The sequence below is a fragment of the Rummeliibacillus sp. G93 genome, from assembly GCF_023515935.1.
In the GTDB taxonomy this organism is placed as follows: domain Bacteria; phylum Bacillota; class Bacilli; order Bacillales_A; family Planococcaceae; genus Rummeliibacillus; species Rummeliibacillus stabekisii.
This window is the reverse complement of record NZ_CP097314.1, coordinates 710740-732593: the sequence shown is the minus strand read 5'-3', so window position 1 is coordinate 732593 and position 21854 is coordinate 710740. Positions and strand designations below refer to the sequence as shown.

Genomic DNA, 21854 nt, shown 5'->3' with positions numbered 1-21854 from the left:
AACACACATTCTTACAGAATGTGTGCTTTAATCTACTGCCTTTTAGATATGAAGGAAACCTAATGGCAAATGTGCTCCCATATATACAGTGAATACAAGGAAGATAATAAAGAGCGCCCAAAGTACGCCTGTAGATTTTGATTTTTGTTTGCGAACTAGGACCATTTCCATCATGCCGATTACAAGTAATCCGCCCAATAGTTTTAATCCGTATTCCATTGCCATAGGGCCTGCCATTTGATCACTAAATACTATGCCACCAGAAATAATGATTAAAATGTAGAATACACGTAAAATCATATGTGTGATTTTTTGGCCTTTAGAGCCGTTTTGCATCATAACAGCTACGAAGAATAAAATGACTGCTATAATAACCGATGTAAAATGTAAGTGTATCATTTCGTATTTTCCCCCAAATAGTTATTGTCTTATTTATCCTACCAAATTTGTTATGTACTATACAAATTTTAGACCGATGGATAATAGATTCCATCGGTCTTATTCTTAATTCTGACATAATTATTTCAATAATGTAGATTAAAAGGGCTACACATGTCAGCTTCGTTATTCAAAACTGTTTACCAAAGTGCCGATTCCTTCGATTGATACTTTCACCACATCTCCCGCTTTCAGGTATTGCGGCGGATTCATACCCTTACCGACGCCTGCAGGAGTGCCAGTCAAAATAACATCTCCAGGTTCTAACGTTACTAATCTAGAAATCTCTACTATTAAATCTTCAACAGTGTGCATCATATCTAGGGTTGTACCATTTTGACGTACTTCGTCATTTACCTTTGTCACAACAGTTAAATTCTGCGGATTAGGTAATTCATCTTTCGTCACCAAATAAGGTCCCATTGGGCAAGAGCCATCTAAACTTTTGCCTAAGAAAAATTGCTTATGTTTTCCCTGTAAATCTCGTGCAGTAATGTCATTGGCAATCGTATAGCCAAACACATAATCAAAGGCTAGGTTTTTCGGTATGTCTTTTCCCTTTTTGCCAATCACAACAGCTAGTTCACCTTCATAATCCAATTGAGATGTTACATTTGCATGTATAGGCAAAGTTTGTTCGTCAGCAGCAATAGCTGTCGGCGCTTTTGTAAATACGACAATATCCTCAGGAGCTTCTGCTGCACCCATTTCTTTTGCATGCTCATTATAATTTTTGCCAACGCAAATAATATTTTTAGTAGTACGCGGTATAGGCGCCAACCACTCAATATCATTAAAGCTATATTTAAAGTGAGCTGGGTTCTCTGATTCTTCAGCAGCTCTTACTAGTTTGCGTGTTTGCTCCACAAATTCAAAGCCATTCGTCATGCCTTCTACTATTGTTTTAGCATACGAAGGCAGAACTTGTAGCTCTTCCTGAATCGCAAGTACATCCCAAACTGCTTCTTCTTTTTTCACCTTTGGACCAAAGCCCAATTGATCATTATAACGAAAAGAAAGAATTTTCATAAATGTAGCACTCCTTTTTTTACCCATCATACAACATTTACTTAAATATTTCCTCTTTTTTCGCTAATCTTTCCATACGTAATACGTTTCCATAGGCTTTCTAGTGGTCCTTGGCGAAAAATCAATAACCAGAACATAGAAAAAACTGCTAAAATCGCGTATATTCCAAGCGCTAACCAGGTGATTGTATCAAGACCTAATTTTCCATAAAGCCCTAATCCAAAATGATAAAAAATAAGTGTACAAATAAGGGATTCTAATAAGTAAACAGTTAATGACATTCTCCCTGCCATCGCAAAAGGCAATAAAATCTTCGTTGCATAAGGAATGCAACAAATAAGAATGATAGCACTAGCATATCCAACAGCTAAAAGCGGTCCACCGAATTGCATTTGAATGCTATCTAGAAAATAAGTGCGATCCATTGTATAAGGCAACATTTTTAAAATAATGCCAAGTGCAATGAGCACGACCGCTGCCACAATCCACTTAGATAGATGATTTTTAGCACTTTCTATTAACTTCCATTTAGCCGCCGCGGCTCCAATTAACATGAAAGGTAGTATGGTGAACAAGGCCATAATCCACATAGAAGGAGAAAATTGTACGCTCGCATCTGTTAAACGCTGCTGGAACGCATCCATCCAAGAACCGCTCCCATAAGCTTTAATCGCACTTTGAACAGCTTGTATATCCGCGTATTCAAATGTCTCGGATGAAGCTTTAACTAATGAGGCGATATATGCCAATAAAGCTACCAAACCATTTATTGCTCCGTAAAATAGCAAACCAATGGCTAATAAAAACTGGGGCTTCATACGAATCAAGCTAATGGCAATAAGGCCGCAGAAAGCATACATCATTAAAATATCTCCCCACCAAAGAAACAGTACATGAAGTACACCGATGATGAATAGCACCACCAAACGTTTTACGCTCAATTTATAAAAACTGTTTCCTAGCCTTTCCGCCTTTTCCTGTTGCATCGCAAGACCATAGCCGAACAACATAGCAAAAAGCGGATAAAAACTGCCCTGCACGAGAATATCCAACCATTTATGATATGAAATATCAAGCGGCGTTGAAAAATACGTCTTTAAATCTACATATGGTACTGGCGTACTGAATGCAAACATATTTACGAGAAGAATGCCAAGTAAACTGACCCCTCGCAGAATATCTATGGTAGCGACTCTCTCTTTGGTCGCCGTTGGGGTACTCCGCACGTCTATTCCTCCTATAATTGTATAGAGTGATTAGCATTAAATGCGTAAATCACTTTCTCTGCAATCTCAATCTTCAATATCTCTTCTATTGCTTTTTTATAGAGTGAAAGCTGCACTTCATATCGCTTAACCATTTCAGTACGCAAGCCCTCTATTGTTTGCATATGGGGCAAAAGCCGATCCGTCTTATAATCGAGCAAAATCCACTTCCCGGTTGCATCTTTTAACAGGCAGTCGATTACCCCCTGCACAACCTGCGTATCTCCCTCATTGTCTGCAAGACTTAGCGTGAAAGGCATTTCTCGATGAAGCTCTTGCGCATTCATAAAGCGGATGCCTGTTTCACTTTTAAAGAAGTCGATAATCTTGTTCGGTTTCACAGCTTTCGCTTCTTCTTCTGTTAACAGTTGGCGCTCCACTAAAGAATCCACAAACCTGCGTACTGTTTCTTCGCTATGAAGACCTTCTTTTGGGATATGCTGCATCACTGTATGGATAGCTGTCCCCGTTTCTGCTGCTGTCAGTGATTGCTGCTGTAAAAATGCAGGCCTTTGTGCTACTCTTTGCTGATTTGGCGTGCTGCTCGTAAATAGCTCTGGCTCTTCTTGTGATTGTAGCTGCTGCAGTCTCTTTAATTCACTGACAGATGTTTTGGAACGTTTAGCAATCGCTCGTTCATATGCGTAAGGTTCGTCAAAGCGTCTTTCGATCTCTGCCACCATTGCCGGATTTACTTCCGCTTCTGGTAAAGATTCTTTTTCTTCTTCTACTTTCTCTACCTCAGTTTCATATAAATCATTCACATGCAAAACATTTAATTTCCATTGAGATTGTTCTGTCCCTACCTCTTCTCCTTTGAAATGAGGATGTCTTGCAAATGCCGGTCCGATCCAATCTAAATAACTTTTTGCTTTTGCGCGAAGGTAGTCTGGAAGCATTTCTCCATCTGGCAGCTGTGCAGAATCCGTCCACTGTTTCTTCGCTTTCTCCCAATCTTTAATCGTTCCAAGTAAGAAAAGCTTCTCCTTCGCCCTTGTCATGGCTACATACAGAATACGCATCTCTTCTGATTTCATTTCTAGTGTTTTCTTTTCTACCATCGCAAGGAAAGGCAGAGATGTGTACTGGATTCTCTTTTCTGGATCAATCATCTTCACAGCTAAGCCAAATTCTTGGTCAAATAAGTAAGGCAAATGGAAATCCATTTTATTAAATTCACGGCCAAGCCCTGCTACAAAAACAAAAGGAAACTCTAGGCCTTTAGATGAATGGATGGTCATGAGACGAACAACATTTTCCTTCTCACTGATAGCTTTAGCAGTTCCTAAGTCATTTCCCCGCAACCGCATGCGCTCTACAAAACGTAAGAAGCGGAAAAGACCTCGGAATGACGTTTTTTCATAAGCTATAGCCCGATCATGTAACGCACGGAGATTCGCCTGCCTTTGCTTGCCATTTGACATAGCTCCTACCATCTCATAATAATTTGTATCCATATAAACGCGCCATATCAAATCAGCCAGAGATCCGCGTCTCGCCAAATCTCGCCAATCCTCTACTTGCAATAAGAAACGCTGTAACTTCGAGGCAGTAGTGGCGTTTAACCCGGCTCCTTCACTACGCACGAATTGTTTAAGCGCTTCGTAGAATGATGCCTTCGGTTGTGCAAGGCGAATTTTGGCCAATTCATTTTCAGTAAGACCCACAAAAGGTGCTCTTAAAACCGATACAAACGGAATATCTTGATAAGGATTATCGATTGTTTTTAAGGTGTTTAACATAATCATGACTTCAAGTGCTTCAAAATAACCTTTTGAAATCTCCGCATACAATGGGATCTCCGCTGCCTTAAACTCATCCACCAAATCTGCAGACCAAGTCATTGAACGCATTAGAATGACAAAATCCCTATACTCGATGGGTCTTTCTTTTTTGGTCCACGGATCCATTACTGTCATACCTGAATCCATCATGCGTCTAATTTCTTTAATCATAAATCTAGCTTCTTGCTGGGATTTCTTTAACTCTTCTTCCTCGGATGCTTGCGAACCGCTTTCATCCTCATTCTCTTCGGTATATAAAATAGCCAATTCAATTGGCATTTCTTTTTCGTCATAAGGTGCTTGTGGTTTTAAAGCGGCAGCTTCATCATAAACTACTTCTCCTACTTCCTCGCCCATGATTTGTTTAAAAACATAGTTCGTTCCATGCAACACTTGTGGACGACTACGGAAGTTAGCGTTCAAGTCTATACGGAGGCCTGAATTCTCCCCCTCATTGTAAGCTAGATACTTATGAAGAAATAGCGTTGGTTCTGCTAAGCGGAATCGATAGATGGCCTGCTTCACATCACCGACCATAAACATGTTGCCGTTTGATGCTTCACCTGTTTTGATGAGCTGTAGGATGGTCTCTTGAAGAAAATTGACATCTTGGTATTCATCAATTAACACTTCTTTAAAATGGGCCCGATAATCAAGTGCAACCGATGAAGGCACCATTTTGCCATCCACGTCTTCCGTTAAAATAGCTAATGCGTAGTGCTCTAAATCTGAAAAGTCTACTAATCCCTTTGAGCTTTTAGCTGCTCCATACATTTCGCTAAATTGTAAAGCCAGCTCTACCAACGTTGCAATCATCGGCTTCATAAAGCGAATCTCATCAAGCAGCCTTTCTGGAGAACGCTGAAAATACTTTTCAACTGGCTTTTCAAACATTTCTTTTACTTGCTTACGTTTCGCTTTTGCCATTTCTAGCAGTTCTTCATCACAGCTACCCTTCTTTTGGGCTTTCGCTCTGTCTAGTTTAGCCTTTTGGAAGAATGAATGAGCCTCCTGCCAGCTTCTCTCACTAACAAGAGCTCTTGCCTCTTGAAGCAGCACTAAATCTTTTTCTGCTGTTTCCCCGTATGCATAAGGCCCATCTGGCAACAGTGCAAGCTGACGGATTTCTTGGGCAATGTGGATGGCCCCATCAATATCATGCAAAATGGCCTTTTTCACATATGGAATGAAAGGCAAATCATCTACAACAGCATCATCTGCAATGGCATATTGCTCTGGCAAGGCCAAAAGCCATTTAGACGGCTCTGGATTGACGCGAGACATTTCATATAGCTTAGAAATGAGCACTTCAATCGCCTGGTCATCTCGATCGGATGTAAAACTATCCACTAACCGGTAGACACGCTCTGCATATTCACCGTCATAGGCCGCTTCTAGCACTTGCGCGAGAATATCATCCTTTAGCAATGCTGCTTCTGTTTCATCTGCAATGCGAAAACCTGGGTCTATGTTCAGTAAATATGCATATTGCCGCACGATATTTAAGCAAAACGAATGCAGTGTAGAAATCTGCGCTTTATTAATCAGACTTAATTGCCTGCGCAAATGCTTAGAAGTAGGGTTTTTCTTAATTTCCTTCTCAAGCGCATCGGCCATACGATGTCTCATTTCTGCCGCAGATGCATTTGTGAATGTAACGACAAGCAGCTGATCAACGTCAATGGGATGGTCAGATGAAATGACTTTCTCAATCATCCGATTAATCAATACTGCCGTTTTACCTGACCCTGCTGCTGCAGAGACTAGGATATCTTGTCCAGTTGCCCATATGGCTTTCCACTGTTCGTCCGTCCATGTCGCATCGTCCGGCTTTTTAGGTATGGCTGAGGTCATCGTGACCACTCTCCTTTCGTATCTTTTCAATTACTTGTTCAGGCTTATCCAGTGATAATTGGCGATAATGCTGCGCTGGGTCTGTTGTATCAAATTGACATACACTTTTAAATGAACAGAACTCGCATGCGGTACGCTGATTCATCTTGAATGGGCTTATATCCGTTTTGCCTTCCAGAATTTCCCGGCCTGCCTTTTTATGCTTACTCCGAATAAAGTGTGTAAGTGAACTCATATCATCTGGCGCTATGATGGATGACATACCGGGAGATGCACTGCCGTCTTTTTTGACATAAACAGGCACGACCTTGGAATATCCTCCACTCTCAGCAAGATTTTCGTCCATCGCAAGGATTGATTGAGAATCATTTAATAATAGGCCACGCATTTTAAATTCCTTTAAACGCTCAGTTTCGGCTTCTTCTATTGATAAGCTATTAGATGCGCTTAGCATTGGGTTGTGAACATGAATATAAAGAACGCCGCCAGCTTCGGCATGGACCGGAAGCCATTCCTCTGAATTCGTAATGGCCACATCTAGGTATGTCAGCATCTGTAAAGATAGTCCATAGTAAACTTCATTTAAATCCAGCTTGCGGGCAGATGATTTATAATCGACAACGCGTATATACGGTTTACCGTCAATGGTTGTTGCATCCACACGGTCAATTCGGCCGCGCATTTGCATTTTCTTATTGTTGTCCAACTGAATAACAAGTGGTGGCAAAGGCTCATTCGGCCCAAAAGCTGCTTCAATCGCAATGGGTTTAAAGCCCGACACTCTTGCATGCTGGCTTAGCGATTGCAGTGTACGTTGTACGATATAGGTCAACTTTCGAGCAATATAGCGGTAGCGTGCATTGCTTAATAAAATTTGATGATATAAAAGTGGCGATATTTCTTCAACAGCTTTTTTAGCTAAATGCGCACATTGCTCATTCGTTAATTGGCTCCATGAGAGGTGCAGACGATCCGTTTCTTCACTAATACATTTCAAAGCAGCATGAAAAAGATCGCCGATTGTAGGTGTTTCTAAGCGATACTCTGCTCTTTCCTCCAGATTTAATCCATACATTGAAAAATGGGAGAATGGACAGCGATAAAACTTCTCTATTCGCGATACACTGGAAGTTAATGTAGATCCATAAAGGGCCTCTGTCATTTCAGGTGTTAAAGGTTCAGCCTGCCCATGCGTTTTTAATGGACGCATTAAGCGTTCTAAAATGGTTCTCCAATAAGGATCCTTCTCATAATACTGTTGAAGCGCTAACCATTCAGGACTTAACTCTCCATGCTCCTGTTGCATCCGTAGTCCTTTCATTAAATACGCAAGCGACGTACGCGGATGCACAATATATGACATAATATCAAAAGCCTCAGTCGATTCGGTCGGATCAATAAGCGCCATTGTTTTACGTATGTTTTTCAGTTGATCTTCCAAGCGTTTGATATACAAAGACGGTAGCAGTGCCTTGCTTTCTTCATCAGCCATCGCATAAGAAACAAACAAACGATGGGATTGCATAGTAAATGCATGGTAGGTGATAAATTCTTCTTCTAACAAGCGAGTTTTAGAGGTTGGTGCGATTTCATGCCCAAGTCTTGAAAACCACTCACGTTCGCTGTCTGCCAATATCCCTTCATAATCGAGCCGTTTTGGATACACACCATCATTTACGCCAATCACAAAAACTGCCTTAACATGTGTTAAACGAGCTATATCAGCTGATGCTATTGTTATTTGGTCTATAGAAGGCGGAATTCTTGAGAACTCCAATGTATCAAAGCCTTCATCTAAAATCTCAAAGGCTTCTTCCAAATTCATAGGCTGATCGCCAAAAAGAAGAACAAACTGGTCTAGGATATCCACCCAATTTTTCCATGCTTGTTCATGCTCACTTGCTTCCAGTAAACGTCCTTTTTCAATTTCATAGTCCTTTAACGTTTGCAGCTTATCAAATACTTCTAGCGTCTCCATGAAACGATAAATGGCTGTGGCGATATCTCTCCCAGTAACGGCTTCTTGCAATTCCGTTTCCAACGATTTCAATGGGACACGTATTTTTTCACGTACCAATTCTATCTCCTGTTGATACGCTCGTTCTTCGTCTGTTTGATTGGCCGTATATAATTCCAGACCGCGATATTTTTTATAGAGCCAGCGATCATCTTCAAACCAGCGTTTTCCGTATATACCTTTTGCCAAAACAAAATTTTCAAGTAAGTCCGCTCTTTCTCGCCATATTTGCTTTTCTGCATTCATTGGGAAAAATAAATCTGTTTTGACGGCACGGAAAATAGGCTCATACTGCCAGCCAGATTGGATAGCTTCCAAAGCTGATCGGCTTAATTCAATCAGCGGATGATGAAGCATCGGCTTTTTTTGGCTAACAAAGTATGGCAGATCATATTGAGGAAAGATCGTGTGGATTAGGGGATCATAGACATCTTGTTGGCGATAAAGAATTGCCATATCACGATAACGCATGCCATCCTCATGGACAAGCCCATGAATTTTTCGGGCAACAGCATGAACTTCTGCCCGACGATTAGATGCTTCAATGATCTCCGCACTGCCATCGCTCTCTTGTTGAAGTGCTGGGAATGCATCAAACTGACTTTCTAAATGTCGTAAATCAGCCGTCTGAAATCTGTGTTGCTCTCTTTGATGGATAGTCGGTTCTAATTCAACGCCATTTTCCTGCGCTATTTCAATTAATTTAGCGCACGTTCTTGAAGATTGATAGAACAATGCATGCTCGTCTTCTGCATCTGCAATAGACTCCATTGGTAAAACAACCGTTACGCGGCGCGCTGTTTTTAGCAATTCCTCTACGACTTCTAACTCTCGTGTAGTAAATGCCGTAAAGCCATCTATATAAATGTCTGCCTGTTGGATAGCAAGTGATTTTCCCAGCTGTGACGCTAACAATGGATAGTAGCCCTCACTATCAACATACGTCGTGCCCAATGATTCTTCTATTGCCCCTACAAGCAAATGTAAGTCATGCATTTTATCCTGTAGCGTTTTAGGCGCATCTACATCTGCAAAACTAGCCATTAGATTTGTTAGCGCTGTACTATCCATACTATATCTGCTAAATTCCTTTAGCAATGACTCCATTTCAGCTGTAAATCCCCGTTTATCAGCAGCTTTCTTAAACAGAGCAAATTCTTCTTTGTGTTGGTCCAACAATTTCCGGATCAGCATTCGATAGCCAAAGCCATTGACTTCTTTGCGGCTAATCCCACCTGTTTCTTGTAGAACACGCCATGCCAGTCGTTTAAAGGTTGTGACTTGTGCACGAATAAGCCCTTTAATGCTATATTCGTGTGTCATATCTCTCTCGGCTGAAAATGACATCTGATCAGGCACAATTAAAAAAATCGGCGAACCAATTGGCTGCTCTTCCACTTTCGCCACAATTTCTTGTTGAATCAGGGCTGTTTTGCCCGATCCAGATCTGCCTGTAATGAATCGCAGTGACATACATAACCCCCACTTTCTTTTCCTTTATTATAGCACAATAAGAACTAGTGTTCTATTTATGTTCATATTTAGATGAATTTCTCATTTCTTCTTTCATTTTATTGTTCATTCGCGCTTCGACATGCTTTCCTCCCCACCATAAGAGAACCAGAACGCCCACAATCAAGCCTGTCCTAACAGGATTTGTAATGAGTGCTCGCAAATCTGAGCCTATCCAACTAATAATAAAGATCATCACTAGCTTTGCCAGCATCACCGTGACTAAATAATTCTTCTTTTTAAGCTTGGATAAGCCCGCCACCACATTGACAATAGCTGATGGGGTGAAAGGAAAACAAAGCAATATTAATAATGGGGTGAACCCTTGGTATTCAACCCAATGTATAAGCTTTTGAACAGCAGAACGATTTGAAATAAAGCGCAGGATTTTGCTTCTGCCAAACTTTCGGATAATAATAAATACAGAGTAAGCCCCTAACACTGCGCCTGCCCACGAAAATAAAAATCCCCACCATAATCCATAGGCGCTAGCATTCGCCACCACGAATGCAGCTAATGGCAAAAACGGCAAAAAAGCCTCTAAGAATGGCAAGGCTATAGCTAGTAGAGTCCCAATTAAACGATAATGTTGTGCAAGCAGCTGAAATTTCTCAATGGATAACCATTCAGGCACGGTCATTGCCCCTTTCGACAAATCTTACTTTTATAGTTAAGACTAATATAGCCATTTATAAGTTGCGTTACGATTCAGTTGAAACTTTTTTGCTATTTTCGACATACATTTACCCGTTGAACTTAATAGGGGGTAGTCCAATTATTATACAACACTTTGTACAGGGGTGAGAGACAAAAGGATTGCCTTAATTTCGACAAAATTTTATTCTCTATAACACAAAAAGACGGCCTGTCCTTTCAGACAGCAACCGTCATAATAGATATGTTTCTATTTATATATACTCAGTTTTAAAGATTTAACTCTAGCTCTATTTTCCGCTAGCAATGTGTCTTCTAGCGAACTACTAGCAAGCCAATTCGATAGTGGTCATGACGATAAATGACATGCTGCCTTAATCGAACTTCTCCGTCCTGGTCAACCACTTCTAGTCGGCAATGAGCCGCATTTATTTGGAGCGCTTCATATAATTCTTCTTCATTTGAGACCGGAATGCCATTGACTTTACGAATGCATTCACCCACTTGAATGCCCATAGCTGCAGCTGGGGAATCCGGCAAAACACCCGCAACCATTACACCATTATCTTTCGGCGTTACGGCATAGGTGCCATGGCGTTCACTTAATGAATATAGGATTGAAATAAAAATACGTCCAATTATACCGACAAATACTGCTGCGACTCCCATGATTGGAAAGAAGTATGCAATAATTCCTTCAATTAAGACAAGCAGGCCCAGTATCTCGATTGTTTTCCCTACTTGTGGATAAAAGTGTACCGGCAACAACTTTCTTGATCTCTGTTGGAAACCAATGACAAACGGTACAAGAATTAGTGAGAATGTATTGCTTCCTAGCGTAAACTGCGGCCAATATGGAACATATTCGTGAATCGCTCCACTCGGAATGACGAAGAAAATAGGCAGCATCCACAATCGTTTGGCAAGGTAGATAGCGGATGGTAAACCTCGTTCAGACTTTAATATTTTAGGTGAAGCCAGTTTTGCAGCGTTCTTTACGACAAGAGCACCTTCCGCGACCAGCACAAGCCCAATTAATATAGGAATCGTACTTAACATACCGACATGCATAGAATGACTTGTCACATCCCATTTCAAGAAGTGCCAAGAGCCATCTGTAATATATGTATACCATAAGATAACAAATGCGATGCCAAGTGGATAAACAGCAGAAGCTGCATGATAATAAAAAACAGCGATTAAAATAACGCCGACGACTGCACTGATTACAATAAATTGAATGGGAACTGTTAATCCTACGATTAAGCTTATGGCTGAGATGATAACTCCAGGCAACCAGCCTTCTTTCACCATAAGGATTGTCTCAGACCATCCCCAAAAAATTCGTGTCTTAAAGGATTTCCGTTCTGATTTTACACGCTGATAGCCAATTAAAATAGCGAATAAGATTCCTATATATAATAAAGGATTTAAAAAGAAACGGCCGATGCCTTTGATAATTTCCATGATTACATCTATGTACATACGTTTTGCATCACCTTTCATTCTCCGGCAGTTAATATAATGGTGCTTTCATTGTATCAAACAGCCGATTGAAAACGAAGTGTTTTAATGATTATGTACCATTTATCTTATATTAGGGAATGTAAAAACGGTGAAAAGCAATAGTTTACTTTTCTTCACTTTCTGGCTCAAGAATTGCAAGATTAGCCCTGTAGGAAGCGGTCGAGCATGACTGCTCACCTACAGGGCTTTCTCATCTATTTCAATTTTTGATTAATATAGCTAATCGCCATTTGGAGCTGCGTATCATTTTCTTCTTTCTCTCTATATTGAACCATCTCTTCACGCAAGGTTGTTAAGAATTCCTCATTCATCTCACTTTTGCCGGACAGATTGTGTTTATCACTATACTGTTGAACAGCTTTTGCTGTGGATTTGTCATAATACCCATCCAATCGGCTAATTTGGTAGCCCTGTGTTTTTAATACTTCTTGGATGGATTGGATATCATCTGCAAAATCTCCTTCTTTAAATTTCCCTGCGATTGGTGGCAATTTCATATGAAATTGCGGATTTTGTTCCACTTCAACTCCAGCTTGGATACCCTTGCCATGAATCCATTCTCTTTTTGGCGTCAGCCATTTATTCGTGGAAAGCTTCAATTCGCCCCCATTAGATAATGGCCAAGTTTCTTGTACAGTACCTTTCCCAAAACTTTTAACACCAATAATCATTGCTCGATCTAACTCTTTTAACGCTCCACTTAGCACTTCACTCGCAGAGGCACTTCCCTCATCTTGCAGCAGGACCATCGGCAGCTGTTTTAACTTTTCATCATAATCAAACGCAAGATCATCTTTTGCGACTTTTAAAGGCTCTTGATTGCCCATTGCATCTTCCATGTAGGCGAAAGTAGAATCCGGTTTAACGACACTTCCAATAACTTGTGCGACACTTTTGAGATATCCGCCAGGGTTGCTTCTTACATCAATGATTAAAGCTTGAATATTATTTTTCATTAGTTCACTTGTTTGCTGGTACCACTCTTCTGCCGTCTTTTCACCAAAAACAGAAATAGCAATATAACCAATATTTTTGTCTTTTACTCCAATGAGCTTGCTTTTGACAGATGTTTGCGCAATTGCTCCTCTTGTAATTTTGATATCTACATGTCGGTTTTCTGAAGGTCTAAATACTGTCATGGTAAGGGTTGTACCCTCATCGCCCCTTATAAGTGCAAGCAATTGAGTTAATGACTTTCCTTCTGCCCTTTGCTTATCTATTTGGACGATTTCGTCATAAGGTTTAAGCCCAGCTTTCTCAGCTGGTGACCCTTTCATTGGCGACACGACAATAAACCGGCCTTGGCTTTGGGTAATCTCTGCTCCTATCCCTACACGTTCATCAGATAATTGTTCCTTATGCATTTTTGCTTCTTCTTTTGTATAGTAGGTGCTGTAGGGATCCTTCAAAGCGCCCGCCATACCTGTAATCGCGCCTTCAACCAATTGTTTTTCCGTTGTACTATGAACCGACTCTTGGCGAATTAATTGATATGCTTCTCCAACAGGTTCTAAAGTCGTTGATTCAGCCTTCACTGCTTCTTTTGTTTTTTGGGACTTCATGAAATAGAAAATCCCTCCGCATACCAATACACTAATAAATAAATAAAGCCACCATTTTCGCATTAATCTCAGTCCCTCCCATATCTTTGCACTATATGAGAGAGAGTCCTGAAATAAAACTAAAATGGTGGACATGTTTTGAAATTATTTTAAAATCTTCATTGTATTTTCCATCATTCCCTTATCCATTGGGCCCACGGCTTTCTGCTTAATCTGCCCTGCTTCATTAATGAAAAAGGTAGTTGGAATTGTAACAATTTCGTACTGCTTTTGCAGTTCGCCTTCCTTATCCAATAAGATGGGGTACGTGATATCGTAGGATTCGGCAAACTCTTTAATATACTCTTTACTTTTGTCAGAGCTAGTCAAATTAACTGCCAAAATTTCTACATTATCTTTTTTATTTAAGCTTTTATAATATTTCTCCATGTGAGGGATCTCTTCTTTACATGGTGGACACCATGTTGCCCAGAAGTTTAGTATCACTTTTTTGCCGCGATAATCCGATAGCTTCACTTTTTTTCCTTCGAGAGTCTTAAGTGTAAAATCAGGAGCATATTGTCCGATTTCCAATCCACTCTTTTCTGTCTGTTTTGTTTCTACTTTTGTGTATGAGGTGTCGATTTTTTCTGCTTCAGTTATTTTCGACTTTAAAAAGTTCGTGAGTGCAAAAACAATTAATGCCGCGACTAGCAGCAAACCGAAAACTTTCTTTTTCACTTTTTCGCCTCCAGCTTTGCATATCTATAAGAATTTATGCTTGTTTCCATACTAAAAATGCTATCACAATCTAATTTGAAAAGCTATGAATGCTGTGTGAATAGATACATTGGAAATAAAAAAAGTTGCCGGCTAATTAGCCAGCAACCAATTCATTATGTTTAAAATGAGATATACCGCAAAGGATTGACCGCTCCTACTTTTTGCCCTTCCCATGGTGTTGTATGGATTTCAAAATGGAGGTGGCTGCCGTATGCGCGGCCTGTATGCCCCATATAGCCAATCACCTGGCCTTTATGAACCCTTTCGCCAACAGATACCTTATATTGGCTTAAATGTGCATAAACTGTCGTAAAGATATGTCTTTCAATGGAATGTGTCATCATGATCACATTGCCGTAGGTAGACAAGGGACTAGCACGAAACACTACTCCATCGGAGGCTGCTACTACAGGGGTGCCCTCTTTATTCGCAAGATCAATACCATAGTGAAATTCTGCACCTTCACCTAAATCCCGCCAACCGTGATTGGATGTCAGTCGCCCTACAGCCGGCTTTGTCCATGTTCCAAACGTGACCTCGGGCAGTTCGCCCGTCTCCATTTGAAAAGCAGCCGAAGAAGCTGCATTTGACGTACAGGACATTTGTGCTGCTAGGTTTGCTAGTCTTTGCTGTTCTTCTTCAATCTCTCTTTTCACATTTTCACTCATCGTGACAGCTTCTGAGTATTCCTTTTCAAGGAGTCTCTTCCCTGTTTGCAGCTTTTTTTGTTCTGCTTCCAGTTTGTCGATTATACGATTTTTATCTATTATTTGTTCATCATACGATTTACGAAGCAATTCTAATTGTTCACGGTAGATTTTTTTCTTCTCTACTTTCCCATCAAGCTCTGCCTGTTTCTCTTCCAAACGCTCCTTTTTGTCGCGTTGTTCTCGTAAAATTTGGCGATCTGCTTGTAATAATGTATTCACAGCACCTACACGGTCAATAAAATCACCTAAATTTTGTGATTGTAAGACAAGGGTCACATAGCTTAAACTCCCACTGTTTTCTTGAAGAGCCCTTGCACGATTATCAAGCAATTTAGAACGTTGATTGATTGTTTGCTGCATGCTTTCAACCAAAACACTTAATTGGTTGATTGCTTTAGACATCTTGTGTTCTTTCGCAAGCACGGAACCAATTTTCAAATCAGTTTTAGTAAGTTTACGATCAAGGCTAGCGATTTGGTCCATATAAGTCTCAATTGTTGCTTGATGTTGATTAATCTCAGAAGTTTTTGCATCTAGTTTTGAATGGATTTCACTTTTTTCTTTGTCCATTCTTTGCTGTTTACTATTTAAGTCCTTGATAGATGTTGCATGCACCTTTATCGTTGGCCATACTAGAGCAAATGCGATTGTGGTACATAGTAAAGCTTTTAAGGCCCTTGATTTCATGTTCAACCACGAATCCCCCTGATATTCTTTCTCTCTCAACATTGCACATTTATGGCTTAACTTACACTTTTAAGAATTTACGTACAGACATAAAACTTCCCCACATACCGATGATTACGCCCATTACTAATATCAATGCATCTATTTCAATGATAAATGGAGAAACGCTTAGCAATTCGAACACTTCTCCCTTTAATCTTGGCGCTAGCGCACTATGGATATTTGCATACGCAAGCGTTACAACTACAATCGGAATAATCGATCCTAAAATACCTAGCCAAATCCCTTCTAGTAAGAAAGGAATGCGTACAAACCAGTTCGTAGCACCTACAAGTTTCATGATTTCAATCTCTTTACTTCGAGCAAAAATAGTAATTTTGATAGTATTCGAAATTAGGAACATTGCAGTCAGCAATAAGGCAATGATGAGTACAATCCCCACATTTCTACCTGTGTTTAACACATTGAAGAGCTTCTCGATTTTCCCTTTTCCGTATAGCGCTTCATATGTACCATCCATCTTATCAATTTGTTTAGCGATTTTCGCTGTCTGTTGAGGGTTGGATGCTTTGACATAAAGAACATTTCGCAATGGATTGCTTTGTTTAAATAAACTTAAATCATTACCAAAGTCTTTCACTAAACCGCTTAATTCACTCTCTTTTGATGAATAGCGTATTGATTCTACCCCTGGCAGGTTCTTAATTTGATCTTGCAGATTGCTTTCATCTTTTTCATTTGCTTGTAAATCAATGAGTACTTTGATCTCCACATCGTTTTCCAGATCATCGGCAACTTTGTTTAAGTTCATCATAATCACCATAAATACTCCTACAAGCAATAGGGTTACGGTGACGGCACTGACAGAAGCAAATGTCATCCATCCATTTCTGGCAATTGATTTAAAGCTTTCTCGTAAATGACGCGACAAGGTGTTAAATTTCATAGCCGTAATCACCTCCTCGTTCATCACGAACAATTAGTCCGCCTTCAATGGCAACAACACGACGTCTCATATTATTAACGATTTCTCGATTGTGCGTCGCCATTATAATGGTTGTCCCTCTTGCATTAATCTCTTCAAATAAACTCATAATCTCCCAAGATGTATCAGGGTCTAGGTTTCCGGTCGGTTCATCGGCAATTACTACTTTTGGTAAATTGACAATGGATCTCGCAATCGACACGCGTTGTTGCTCGCCACCCGATAATTCATCCGGAAACATTCTCGCTTTCTTTTTTAAGCCCACTAAATCCAACACATCCATCACACGTTTCCGTATTTTTTCCGGATGTTCTTCAATTACCTCAAGAGCAAATGCGACGTTCTCAAAGACAGTAAGCTTTGGCAGCAGCTTAAAATCTTGAAAGACTACGCCGATTTGCCTTCTTAAGTAAGGAACTTCTTTATTCTTCAAATTAGACAGGTTCATGCCATTCACAACAATTTCACCTGATGACGCTTTTTCTTCCCGATACATCATCTTAATAAAAGTCGATTTCCCAGCACCGCTCGGACCGACAATATAAACAAACTCCCCTTGGTTAATTCTTATATTGAGCCCATTCAGCGCTACAATACCATTGGGGTACTTTTTATAGACATTTTTCATTTCTATCATATTTAGACCACCTATGTTTTAGTAAAACTTGACTATTTTCCACTCTATTATATCACGGCACTATTTGTCTACCATTACAAGTGTATTTCAAATAGGTGAATTATTACTTGGGTGTTTCTTTTTATTTACTTGTTATTTAATGTGCAAAAAAAGACTGCATCAAAAGAAAGCGTTAAAGCTTTCTTTTAAAGCAGTCTTCTTACCATAACTTTTAAAGGTTATATCGAACTATAACTGAACCAGTTTTTGTTTCCCCTTCAACTAGCAGAGTTTGTGTATCTTCAATTACTTTTGAGAATTGTACACTCTTTTGCAAGAACTGATTTTGTTCATTTTGTCGTTGGATATCCGGTAGACGCACATCTACTTTCCCTAAGTTTGAAGTGACTTCACCCTGTAGGGAGGTATTATTCGGTATATAAATTTCCACTGCACCAGCAATTGTTTGTGCACGGATATTCTTTGCTTTTTCAGTACGAGTCGTCACTACGACATGGCCATTAGCTGATTTCGCATCTAATTCTTCTATTTTGCCATCGACATAAATGCGGCCATTGACCGTTTCTACTTCTGCTTTTTTCCCTTTCACATCACGTAGGTCAATTGCGCCATTGGCAGTTTCTGCTTCCAATTGGTAGAAACCAACATTTTTGAAATCAATACCACCATTCATTGTTTTGACTTTTATTTGTTCGATGTCAATGTTAGCTGTTTTAAATCCTCCATTGAATTGGCGGATTGTGACGAAATCATATTTTTTTGCCGGAATGTAAATAGTAGCATCTAGGCGCAGTTTTTTTGTTGCAGAGACAATTCGTAATGTATCATCATCTGCCTTGCTGACTACACCTTGATTGAATTCTTTTAATATGTCATCCGACATTTTTCCAATGGTTGGTCGAATTCGATATACAATTTTCGCGCTCTCTTCGTTCGTTGGAATCAACTCGATATTACCATTGGGTATATCAATGCTAATATTAGAAAACGTAGCGTTTTGTAACTCTTCTATTTTTTCTTCTGAGGCTGAAGAACTCATAAATCCTTTGTCAAAATCGAATTCTTTCACTTTCGAGAAAGTAGTATTCATTAAATTCACCAATTTCGTTCCAAATTGTGTGAAGTCTTTTCGTATTTCTTCAAAGAATTCATCTTCATTGCCCGATTGGCGTTGTTCAGTTGTCTGCTCCCCATACTGGTCACTTGCCATCTTCTCTTTTTCCGACTCATTTTCGAAATATTCTTTCTGTGGAGCAGTCTTGCTGCTATCAGTTGTTGCTTTATTTTCGTTTGGCTGTTGATTCATGTTTGATGGCTGCTCAAGTTTTTCAAATAGTACGATTGCTTCTTGGGCGGTGATTGTGCCTTTTTCGACTAAATCCAAAATTCGTTTACGTTCATCTTGCATAATAACACCCTCCATTATTCGTCTTACTACATGTACGAATTCACTGGCAAAAAGTTTCATAATAGCGGAAGGAGATATACCTGCCAAAGCTTACTTAGCTCCCAAGGGCAGATAAATCTCCATTTCCAGTCATGCTATCTTAATCATTTTACGGTTACTATTTCTGCGCTTTTTCGAGCGATGCTTCCATACGGGCTCGATCACGTTCTAATACACGATTCAAATAAAAACCAGTATATGAACCTTCTGTGTCAGCTACTTGCTCAGGCGTTCCCTTAGCAACAACAGTACCACCTTTATCTCCGCCTTCTGGTCCCATATCTATAATGTAGTCAACTGTTTTTATTACATCAAGATTATGTTCGATAACCAGCACTGTGTCGCCATTCTCTACAAGTCGATGTAACACTTTCAATAGACGCGAAATATCATCTGCATGAAGTCCTGTTGTCGGTTCATCCAATATATAAATGGATTTTCCATTAGACCGTTTATGCAATTCAGATGCCAGCTTAACGCGTTGCGCTTCCCCACCGGATAACGTAGTCGCTGGTTGGCCAAGTTTGATATAACCTAATCCCACATCAACTAATGTTTGCAGCTTTCTAGCAATACGTGGGATGTTTTTGAAGAATTCCAAGCCATTTTCAACTGTCATTTCGAGCACATCTGAAATATTTTGGTCTTTATATTTTACCTCAAGTGTTTCCCTGTTATAACGTTTGCCATGACATACTTCACATGGTACGTAAACATCAGGCAAGAAATGCATCTCAATTTTGATGATTCCATCTCCACGACACGCTTCACAGCGTCCGCCTTTGACATTAAAGCTAAAGCGTCCTTTTTTATAACCGCGTACTTTCGCTTCATTTGTAGAAGCGAACACATCTCGAATATCATCAAATACCCCTGTATATGTTGCTGGGTTAGAACGTGGCGTTCTACCGATCGGTGACTGGTCAATATCTATCACTTTTTCTAACTGCTCGATCCCTTCTATTTCTTTCACTTCGCCAGGCTTAATCTTGGCGCGGTTCAATTTATGAGCGAGCGTTTTATATAGAATTTCATTGACTAACGTACTCTTCCCAGATCCAGAAACACCAGTTACTGCCACAAATACGCCTAATGGAATATCTACTTTTACATTTTTTAAATTGTTTTCTCTTGCCCCTTTAATCTTGATATAGCGGCCATCAGGGGTTCTCCGTTCAATTGGCAATGGGATAAATTTCTCGCCACTTAAATATTTCCCTGTCAATGAATGCGGATTATGCATAACCTCCTGTGGTGTACCGGCAGCAACAATTTCACCGCCATGTGCTCCTGCGCCAGGTCCTACATCGATTAAATAATCAGCGGCCATCATTGTATCCTCATCATGCTCGACAACAATCAATGTGTTGCCCAGATCTCTCATGCTTTGCAATGTAGCGATCAGACGGTCATTATCGCGCTGATGTAGTCCGATTGACGGCTCATCAAGGATATATAACACACCAGTTAACCGAGAGCCAATTTGAGTGGCTAGACGAATTCGCTGTGCCTCCCCGCCCGATAATGTACCTGCTGCACGGTTTAATGTTAGATAATCCAAACCAACATTGATTAAAAAGCTTAATCGCTCTTGGATCTCTCTTAAAATCAACCGGGCAATCTGCATATCTTTTTCCGATAGCTCTAGTTCTTTAAATAGTTGGAATGCTTCTTTTACAGATAGCTCTGTTACTTCACCAATATGCATACCATTGATCTTTACAGCTAATGATTCGGGTTTTAAACGATGACCGTGACATGATGGACATGGTTGCTGTACCATGTATTTTTCCATTTGCTCACGTACATAATCCGAGCTAGTTTCTTTGTAGCGTCGTTCTACATTTCTTAACACACCTTCAAAGAAAATATTTTGGTCTCGCACGCTTCCGAATTCATTTTCATAGTGGAAGTGAATGCTATCATTTCCCGATCCATTCAATATCTTATCCATTTGTTCACTTGATAGCTCTTTTACCGGCACATCCATTGGGATGCCGTAATGGTAGCAAACAGCTTTCAATAATTGTGGATAGAATTGTGAGCTTGTTGGAATCCATGGAGCAATGGCTCCTTCATCCAATGTCAAATCCCAGTCTGGTATGACTAATTCTTTATCTACTACTAGTTTAGAGCCAAGACCATCACATCTTGCACATGCACCAAACGGGCTGTTGAAGGAGAACATTTTCGGTTCTAATTCGCCGATTGAAAAGCCACAAATAGGACAAGCGTGATGTTCGCTGAATAACAATTCTTCATGTTCCATCACATCGACTACTACACGGCCTTCTGCAAGCCTTAACGCTGTTTCTAATGAATCGCTTATACGTGCCTCGACGCCTTCTTTTAAAACGATACGGTCTATGACCACTTCAATCGTATGTTTTTTATTCTTGTCTAATTCAATATTATCGTCTAAATCGCGGAGTTCACCATCTATTCGTGCACGGACAAACCCCTGTTTTTTTAGATCCTCTAAAAGTTTTACATGTGTGCCCTTTCTCCCTTGGATCATGGGTGCAAGCAGTTGAAGCTTGGTACGCTCAGGATACTGCTTAATGCGATCCACCATTTGTTCAATGGTTTGAGAAGTAATTTCAATACCATGCTTTGGACAGATTGGTTTTCCGACACGAGCAAAAAGCAATCGCAGGTAATCATAAATCTCCGTTACCGTTCCGACTGTTGAACGTGGATTTCGGCTTGTTGTTTTTTGATCGATTGATATGGCAGGCGATAAGCCTTCTATCGCATCTACATCCGGCTTGTCCATCTGACCTAAAAATTGCCGTGCATAAGATGACAGCGACTCAACATAACGCCTTTGACCTTCCGCATAAATCGTGTCAAAAGCGAGAGAGGATTTCCCTGAACCCGACAAACCAGTAATCACGACTAATTGGTCTCTTGGAATGGTCACATCTATATTTTTTAAATTATTTGCTCTGGCACCTTGTACTACAATCTCTTGATTTTTCAAA

The 21854-nt window shown here is 40.1% G+C and carries 14 protein-coding genes; all 14 read right to left on the bottom strand.

The genetic code is table 11. The features are described from left to right. Positions 1 to 42: 42 nt before the first annotated feature. Positions 43 to 399 carry a YisL family protein gene (locus M2M59_RS03470; RefSeq protein ID WP_147194591.1) on the bottom strand — a complete coding sequence of 119 codons (357 nt, stop codon included), beginning with the start codon at positions 397 to 399 and terminating at the stop codon, positions 43 to 45. A gap of 165 nt (positions 400 to 564) precedes the next feature. Beyond that, a complete protein-coding gene (locus tag M2M59_RS03465) occupies positions 565 to 1467 on the bottom strand; it encodes a fumarylacetoacetate hydrolase family protein (protein WP_147194594.1) in 903 nt (300 codons plus the stop codon). 41 nt (positions 1468 to 1508) lie between these two features. Further along, entirely contained in the window at positions 1509 to 2693 is a 1185-nt protein-coding gene (locus M2M59_RS03460; RefSeq protein ID WP_249775535.1) for a DUF418 domain-containing protein, read from the bottom strand. An 11-nt stretch (positions 2694 to 2704) separates the two neighbouring features. Further along, on the bottom strand, positions 2705 to 6370 hold the full coding sequence (gene addA, locus M2M59_RS03455) for a helicase-exonuclease AddAB subunit AddA (RefSeq protein WP_249775534.1): 3666 nt from the start codon (positions 6368 to 6370) through the stop codon (positions 2705 to 2707). Further along, entirely contained in the window at positions 6351 to 9860 is a 3510-nt protein-coding gene (gene addB, locus M2M59_RS03450) for a helicase-exonuclease AddAB subunit AddB (RefSeq protein WP_249775533.1), read from the bottom strand. Before addB ends, addA begins: the two co-directional genes overlap by 20 nt. Positions 9861 to 9912: 52 nt before the next feature. Then, positions 9913 to 10539 carry a TVP38/TMEM64 family protein gene (locus M2M59_RS03445; protein WP_371923803.1) on the bottom strand — a complete coding sequence of 209 codons (627 nt, stop codon included), beginning with the start codon at positions 10537 to 10539 and terminating at the stop codon, positions 9913 to 9915. A 329-nt stretch (positions 10540 to 10868) separates the two neighbouring features. Continuing rightward, the gene (locus M2M59_RS03440) at positions 10869 to 12038 is read right to left on the bottom strand and encodes a PDZ domain-containing protein (protein WP_249775531.1); all 1170 of its coding nucleotides are present in this window, start codon (positions 12036 to 12038) and stop codon (positions 10869 to 10871) included. Between the two features lie 236 nt (positions 12039 to 12274). Further along, positions 12275 to 13705, bottom strand: a complete 1431-nt coding sequence (locus M2M59_RS03435; RefSeq protein ID WP_249775530.1) for a S41 family peptidase — start codon at positions 13703 to 13705, stop codon at positions 12275 to 12277. An 81-nt stretch (positions 13706 to 13786) separates the two neighbouring features. Then, the gene (locus M2M59_RS03430) at positions 13787 to 14362 is read right to left on the bottom strand and encodes a peroxiredoxin family protein (protein WP_249775529.1); all 576 of its coding nucleotides are present in this window, start codon (positions 14360 to 14362) and stop codon (positions 13787 to 13789) included. A 161-nt stretch (positions 14363 to 14523) separates the two neighbouring features. After that, a complete protein-coding gene (locus M2M59_RS03425) occupies positions 14524 to 15801 on the bottom strand; it encodes a murein hydrolase activator EnvC family protein (RefSeq protein ID WP_249775974.1) in 1278 nt (425 codons plus the stop codon). A 61-nt stretch (positions 15802 to 15862) separates the two neighbouring features. Beyond that, positions 15863 to 16747, bottom strand: coding sequence for a permease-like cell division protein FtsX (gene ftsX / locus M2M59_RS03420; RefSeq protein ID WP_066784732.1), 885 nt, complete (start codon positions 16745 to 16747; stop codon positions 15863 to 15865). Then, positions 16737 to 17423 carry a cell division ATP-binding protein FtsE gene (gene ftsE / locus M2M59_RS03415; RefSeq protein WP_066784729.1) on the bottom strand — a complete coding sequence of 229 codons (687 nt, stop codon included), beginning with the start codon at positions 17421 to 17423 and terminating at the stop codon, positions 16737 to 16739. Before ftsE ends, ftsX begins: the two co-directional genes overlap by 11 nt. Before the next feature lie 211 nt (positions 17424 to 17634). After that, positions 17635 to 18831 (bottom strand): DUF4097 family beta strand repeat-containing protein, encoded by a 1197-nt coding sequence (locus tag M2M59_RS03410; RefSeq protein WP_249775528.1) that lies wholly within the window; start codon positions 18829 to 18831, stop codon positions 17635 to 17637. A gap of 157 nt (positions 18832 to 18988) precedes the next feature. Beyond that, the gene (uvrA, locus tag M2M59_RS03405) at positions 18989 to 21853 is read right to left on the bottom strand and encodes an excinuclease ABC subunit UvrA (RefSeq protein WP_249775527.1); all 2865 of its coding nucleotides are present in this window, start codon (positions 21851 to 21853) and stop codon (positions 18989 to 18991) included. Position 21854: the final 1 nt, after the last annotated feature.

Excerpts from the sequence above, each read along its gene's own strand:
- M2M59_RS03410 (WP_249775528.1), bottom strand. The coding sequence starts at position 18,831 with ATGCAAGATGAACGTAAACGAATTTTGGATTTAGTCGAAAAAGGCACA.
- M2M59_RS03465 (WP_147194594.1), bottom strand. The coding sequence starts at position 1,467 with ATGAAAATTCTTTCTTTTCGTTATAATGATCAATTGGGCTTTGGTCCA.
- ftsX (WP_066784732.1), bottom strand. The coding sequence starts at position 16,747 with ATGAAATTTAACACCTTGTCGCGTCATTTACGAGAAAGCTTTAAATCA.
- M2M59_RS03425 (WP_249775974.1), bottom strand. The coding sequence starts at position 15,801 with ATGAAATCAAGGGCCTTAAAAGCTTTACTATGTACCACAATCGCATTT.
- M2M59_RS03435 (WP_249775530.1), bottom strand. The coding sequence starts at position 13,705 with ATGCGAAAATGGTGGCTTTATTTATTTATTAGTGTATTGGTATGCGGA.
- ftsE (WP_066784729.1), bottom strand. The coding sequence starts at position 17,423 with ATGATAGAAATGAAAAATGTCTATAAAAAGTACCCCAATGGTATTGTA.
- addA (WP_249775534.1), bottom strand. The coding sequence starts at position 6,370 with ATGACCTCAGCCATACCTAAAAAGCCGGACGATGCGACATGGACGGAC.
- M2M59_RS03470 (WP_147194591.1), bottom strand. The coding sequence starts at position 399 with ATGATACACTTACATTTTACATCGGTTATTATAGCAGTCATTTTATTC.
- addB (WP_249775533.1), bottom strand. The coding sequence starts at position 9,860 with ATGTCACTGCGATTCATTACAGGCAGATCTGGATCGGGCAAAACAGCC.
- M2M59_RS03440 (WP_249775531.1), bottom strand. The coding sequence starts at position 12,038 with ATGTACATAGATGTAATCATGGAAATTATCAAAGGCATCGGCCGTTTC.
- M2M59_RS03445 (WP_371923803.1), bottom strand. The coding sequence starts at position 10,539 with ATGACCGTGCCTGAATGGTTATCCATTGAGAAATTTCAGCTGCTTGCA.